7 protein-coding genes are annotated in these 5,531 nt (G+C 71.5%); 5 read left to right on the top strand and 2 right to left on the bottom strand.

What is annotated here, in order from left to right; all coding sequences use genetic code 11:
• The first annotated feature begins 33 nt into the window (after positions 1–33).
• Both E1281_RS36955 and E1281_RS36950 read left to right on the top strand, forming a co-directional pair.
• Positions 34–564 (top strand): CocE/NonD family hydrolase, encoded by a 531-nt coding sequence (locus E1281_RS36955; RefSeq protein WP_207943730.1) that lies wholly within the window; start codon positions 34–36, stop codon positions 562–564.
• 458 nt (positions 565–1,022) lie between these two features.
• A complete protein-coding gene (locus E1281_RS36950) occupies positions 1,023–1,940 on the top strand; it encodes a dienelactone hydrolase family protein (protein ID WP_131884350.1) in 918 nt (305 codons plus the stop codon).
• Between the two features lie 75 nt (positions 1,941–2,015).
• Here E1281_RS36950 and E1281_RS36945 read toward each other — a convergent pair whose 3' ends face one another.
• Complete coding sequence (locus E1281_RS36945) at positions 2,016–2,471, bottom strand: helix-turn-helix domain-containing protein (protein ID WP_131884349.1); 456 nt, start codon at positions 2,469–2,471, stop codon at positions 2,016–2,018.
• A gap of 86 nt (positions 2,472–2,557) precedes the next feature.
• On the opposite strand from E1281_RS36945, the gene E1281_RS36940 reads away from it, so the two are divergent.
• The 3 genes from E1281_RS36940 to E1281_RS36930 all read left to right on the top strand — a co-directional run bounded on the left by E1281_RS36940 (position 2,558) and on the right by E1281_RS36930 (position 5,146).
• A complete protein-coding gene (locus E1281_RS36940; protein ID WP_243717766.1) occupies positions 2,558–3,859 on the top strand; it encodes an MFS transporter in 1,302 nt (433 codons plus the stop codon).
• A gap of 219 nt (positions 3,860–4,078) precedes the next feature.
• Positions 4,079–4,336: a hypothetical protein gene (locus E1281_RS36935; RefSeq protein WP_131884347.1), complete on the top strand. Its 258-nt coding sequence runs from the start codon at positions 4,079–4,081 to the stop codon at positions 4,334–4,336.
• A gap of 9 nt (positions 4,337–4,345) precedes the next feature.
• Positions 4,346–5,146 carry a hypothetical protein gene (locus E1281_RS36930; RefSeq protein WP_131884346.1) on the top strand — a complete coding sequence of 267 codons (801 nt, stop codon included), beginning with the start codon at positions 4,346–4,348 and terminating at the stop codon, positions 5,144–5,146.
• A gap of 72 nt (positions 5,147–5,218) precedes the next feature.
• Here the strand turns inward: E1281_RS36930 and E1281_RS36925 are convergent, their stop codons facing one another.
• Entirely contained in the window at positions 5,219–5,416 is a 198-nt protein-coding gene (locus tag E1281_RS36925) for a hypothetical protein (RefSeq protein ID WP_131884345.1), read from the bottom strand.
• Positions 5,417–5,531 lie beyond the last annotated feature (115 nt).

Genomic DNA, 5,531 nt, shown 5'->3' with positions numbered 1-5,531 from the left:
GATGGGGATTCGGCCGATGGCATGAGTGGACCTGTGACGTTCACGTACGACCCGCTCGATCCCACTCCGGCGGTCGGCGGTCCGCTGCTGGCGCCCGGCAAGGGGCGGCAGCGCGACAACACCCCGGTCGAGCGGCGCCACGACGTGGTCGTTCTCAGCGGCGCGCCGCTGGAGCGCGACCTCGATCTGATCGGGCCGGTTTCGGCGACGATCCACGTCCGTACCAGTACGGGCCACGGCGACCTGTTCGTCCGGCTGTGCGACGTCGACCGTGACGGCGTCTCACGGAACGTCACGGACGGGATCCTCCGCCTGACCCCCGACCAGGCGGGCGCGGACGGCGTCGTCCGTGCGGAGATCGAGATGCATCCGACCGGGTACCGGTTCCTGCGGGGGCACCGGCTGCGCGTCATGCTCGCGGGCGGCGCGTTCCCCCGGTTCGCCCGCAACCACGGCACCGGCGAACCCGCCGGGCGGGCCGTCGCGTCCCGCCGCGTCCGCTTCGAGGTCTTCCGCGACGCGGCCCGCCCGTCGGCCGTCCAGCTGCCCGTGTGGGACGGCTGAGCACGTCCGGCGGGAGCGGCGCTCTTCCCCCCGGACACCAGGGTTCATTTCTTGTACCTCGGAGGAAGATTTCATGCCATGCCTGACTGCGGAGCGTGTTCCGTTCGTCGCATGCTGTGGTCCGCTCGTCGACGCGGACGGTTGAAGCCTCGATGCGGCGGGGCCGGGCTCGCTACGTTCAACGCATCCGCTGAACGGCCGGCGCGAGCCGCTTCGGGGGGAGCGGCCGGTCCTGTGCACCGCGCCGGGGCCGACACGGCGGAACGGGGGGAGAGGGGCCACTTCGGGGGGAGTGGCCCCTCCGTCCCGTACCGGGGGCGGTTTGTTAGTTCCCTATAAGGCGCGCGGCGAAAAGGCGTCGGCACCTAAGCGGCAAGGGCCGGCCTGGCGTCCCATAATCCTTGCAGCCGCGAATGCCCCACCCCTCGCGGTTCGGCTAGCGAAGGGTACGTCCCCCGATGAACAAGCATCTGGCGCACGCGTTCCGAGCGCTTCCCGTGGCCGCCGTGCTGGCCGCGGGTTCCGCCCTCGCGCCGGCGGCCCACGCCGCGCCCGAACGTCCCGCAGCCATTCATCAAGCCGTTCAACCCGCCGCCAATCCTCATGAACGCGGCCCCGCGCCGACCGAGGAGAGCATCACGGCGGAAACGGGCCCGTTCGACATCGAGCGGATCGACGTTCCGGCGGGCAGCGGAGAAGGGTTCAACCAGGGCACGATCTACGCGCCGACCGACCTGAGCGAGGGCACGTTCGGCGCCATCGCCGTCTCGCCGGGATTCGTCTCCCCGGAGGCGTGGATCAGTTGGTACGGCCCGCGCCTCGCGTCCCAGGGCTTCGTGGTCATGACCCTGGAGACCACCAGCCTCCTCGACGTGCCCGCCGCCCGCGGTCAGCAGCTCCTCGCCGCGCTCGACTACCTGACCGGCGAGAGCAAGGTCAGCGACCGCATCGACTCCGCCCGCCTCGCCGTCATGGGCCACTCCATGGGCGGCGGCGGGACGCTGGAGGCCGCCGACGACCGTCCCGCGCTGCAGGCGGCGATCCCGCTCGCGCCCTGGAACACCGACTACGACTGGGCGGGCGTCCGGGTGCCGACGATGGTCATGGCGGCGGACAACGACTTCATCGCCCCGGCCGGCGCGATGGCCGAGTCGTATTTCAACAACCTCACCGCCGCCCCCGAAAAGGCGTATCTGGAACTCAACAACGCCGGGCACATGACGTTCAACTCGCCGCACACCACGATCGCGAAGTACGCAATCGCGTGGATGAAGCGGTTCGTCGACGACGATGCCCGCTACGAACAATTCCTATGCCCGGCTCCGGAACCGAACGACGACATAGCCAAATACGCGGGAACCTGCCCGACCGGCTGACTCGGGCCCACCCCCCCCGGGAAACGGTGGTGGCGCCTCGTCGCGAGGCGTCGCCACCGTTTCCGCGCACCGGGATCAGGTGGCCCGCCGCACCGAGGTCGTGTCGCTTGTCAGTGGCGATCCGTCCGCCGCCACTGGCAGGAGGTCGGGTACGCGGGCGCCGTCGCCGTCGACCAGGACCGAGTGCGTCTCGCCCGCCTCGAAGGCGTGGCGTTCGCCCCACTGCCGCAACGTGACGATCACGGGGAACAGTTCCTTGCCCGCCTCGGTGAGCACGTACAGCCTGCGCCTGCCCGAAGGGGCGTCGACCTGGGCGATCAGGCCGTGGGCGGTGAGCTTGCGGAGCCGCTCGGTGAGGATGTTGCGGGCGATGCCGGTCCGCCGCTGGAAGTCGGTGAACGAGCGAGCGCCGTCCATCGCGTCACGAATGATGAGCAGGCTCCACCGGTCGCCGACCAGATCGACCGTGCGGGCGACCGGGCAGCTCGGGTCCGTCCACGCGAGGCCCTGTCCGTCGGTGTCGTCGCGCACCGTCGACCTCCGAAGAGTTGCGTATTGCAACCATTCTGCCCTACGCTCCGATCAGTTGCAAAATGCAACCAAATGGAGGTGTGCCGGTGAACTGGAGGACGAGGCTGCTCCTGGCCGCGGTGTGCGGGGTCGCGGTGGCGAGCGTCTACGCCGGGCAGCCCGTCCTGGGTCCGATGGGACGCGACCTGGGCGTCCCGGTCGACTCGCTCGGCTGGTTCGTGGCCGTCGGCCAGCTCGGCTATCTGGCGGGTCTGGTGCTGCTGGTGCCGCTGGGCGACATGCTCGACCGCAGGCGCCTGATCGCCGCGCACCTCGGCCTGGTGGCCGCGGGGATGACGGTCACCGCGGCCGCCCCGGTCGCCTGGGCGGCGTTCTCCGGACTGGCCGTGGCGGGCGTGTTCGCGGTGGCGGTGCAGACCACCGTGGCGTACACGGCGACGATCTCCCCGTCCGCCGAGCGCGGGCGCAACCTCGGCATCGTGACCTCGGGCGTGGTGATCGGCATCCTCGGCGCGCGCGTCATCGCGGGAGTCCTCGCCGACGTGTGGGGCTGGCGGAGCGTCTACCTGGCCCTGGCGATCGCCGCCGCGGTCCTCGCACTGCTCACCCTGGCCCTGCTGCCCGCGGATGCCCGCCCGGACACGGCGGCGCGGTACGGGCAGGTTCTCCGGTCCTTCGGCGGGCTGTTCGGCCGGCCCGTGTTCCTCGGCCGTGGGCTGATCACGTTCTTCCTGTTCGCCTCGTTCGGCACGCTGTGGAGCGGCATGGTCCTGCCGCTGGCCGATGCGCCATGGCACCTCAGCGAGACGCAGATCGGGCTCTTCGGTGTCGCCGGGCTCGCCGGAGCCCTCGGCGCGGCCAGGGCCGGACGCTGGGGCGACGCGGGCCACGCGCGCCGGGTCACCGGCCTCGCACTCGCGCTCCTTCTCGCCTCCTGGGCCGCGATCGGGCAGCTCACGTGGTCGCTGCCGCTGCTGGTCCTCGGCGTGATCGTGCTCGACTTCGCCGTCCAAGCCGTGCACGTGAGCAACCAGCACACGCTCACCGCCGCCTACCCCGGCCGCACCAGCACCACCATCGGCGCCTATATGGTCTTCTACTCCCTCGGTTCCGCCCTGGGGGCGGCGGCGACCACGGCCGTGTTCGACGCCGCCGGCTGGGCCGGGCCCACCGTCCTCGGCGCGGCCCTCGCGCTCTGCGCACTGACCATCTGGGCCTTCAGCGCCCGGCCGGCGGATGACGCCGCCGTGGAGGCGCCGAGCAGCCCACCGCCTCCTGGTCCGGACCCGGCGTCCCCGAGCGTGTGCGCCGCCGGGGGACGTCAGACGTGGCGTGCCGACGCGCCGGGGCCGGCGGTGTCGTGCGGCGCGGCGCCCGACCGCGTCTGAATTATGATCTCCACCTCCGGCGCCAAGCGGAATTCTTTGTAAAGGAATTCCCGGGTCCGGTTCAATGGTTTCGGCCGCCCGACCATTGGTGAGAAGATCAGCGGGTCATGGGTGGGGCGTTTCCGGCGTAACGGTGACGGCCCCGCGAAAGGGGGTCGCCGCGAAAACTTGACGCGGCGGAGGTCGACTTCCGGGGTGGGCTGCGAAATGGTCTCCCCCATGTATTCACGAATTCGAGCCGCCGGCGCGTCCGGGCCCGCCCGATGGCTGCTGGCCTTTCTCGGCGCACGCGAACAGGCGATGCGCACCCATACCGGACTCGCCGCGGGCCCCGCGGAATGGCTGCTGGTCTTCCTGGAGGTCGAGAGGACCGAGCTCGCGGCCCGGCAGCGCCCCGAGCGGGCCGCGCCCCTGGTGTCGCGCCGCGGCAGGTCCGAGGAGTCCCCGTTCGGCCGGCTGACCGCCCGCAGCGCGTAGAGGAAGGCCATGACCATCGAGATGTTCCTCGCCGCCGTGATCGGCGGCGCGATCGGGCTCGCCGAACTCGTCGCGCGCTACCGCGACAAGCCGGTCGCCGCCCTCCTGTCGCCGGGCGGGCTGCTGTTCGTCTTCGTCAACGCCAGCGCGGCGACCGTCGCGCTGATCGCGGTGACCGCCGCCGGCTGGACGTTCGGCCTGCCCGACACCACTCCCCAGGCGAGCCTCACGGTGATCCGGGTGATCGCCGCCGGGATCGGCTCGGCGGCCGTCCTGCGCATGTCGTTCCAGCCCGCCCAGAGCAGGGCCAGCGGTACCGGTCCCATCGCCCTCCTCAACGGAATCCTCCGCATCGCCGACGGCGAGCTGGAGCGCAAACGCGCGCTCAGCAGGCTGTCGCACAACGACCTGTCCGGGCTCTCGTTCGAGCGCGACCACGCGGCCCTCGCCGAACTGTGCTGCCACCTCATGCGCGAGTTCGACCTGGCGGAGGCGCAGCGGCTCGGCGGGCTGGCCGCCGAGCTCAGCCACCGCGACGACCTCACCGACGCCGACAAGCTGGACTGCTGGGGCCTCGAACTGACCAGGCTGGTCGGCGAGCGGGCCCTCCGGCAGGCCGCGAGGCGGCTGCGGGACCGCCCGCGCGACGAGCCCCGCCCCGCCGCGCCGGAGGAGCGGCCGGCCTCCCCGGTACCCGACAACGACTACCCCATGGAGACCACCCCGCCGCGTCCGTCCGTCGCCAAGACCTCGCGCCTCGCCGCGAGCACCAACGGCAGGACGGAACGCAAGTCCTTCAGCGATGCCTGAAACCCCGTGAAATACCGGTGCGCCCCCCCGCGTGGGGCGCACCGGTATTCGGCTGACCGGCCTCGTTCTGATCTATGTCGACCGGACGGGAAAAGGCGGCGGGCTTTCGGCGTCGCGCCGTTCTTCCAGGGCCGCGGCGATACGGTGCAGTGCCTCCGCCATCGAGACCATCGCCTGCACCTGGGCGGCCGCCATGAGATTCTGCGGAGACGGGTCGGCGGCCTGTGCCTCCGCGGCCGCGTCACAGGCCTGCTGGCTCCACCAATGCACGCGGCGATCCTATTCCGGCCGCCGAATACACCACCCGCCGCCGCGCCACACTTTACGTGAATCCAATAGGAAGGGCCTTTCACCCATGAACCCCGAACCACGCGCCGCCCCGCCC

The organism is Actinomadura sp. KC345 (assembly GCF_004348515.1).
Classification (GTDB): Bacteria; Actinomycetota; Actinomycetes; order Streptosporangiales; family Streptosporangiaceae; genus Spirillospora.
Note: the sequence above shows the minus strand (reverse complement) of the source record. Positions and strands in the feature narration are given on the sequence as shown.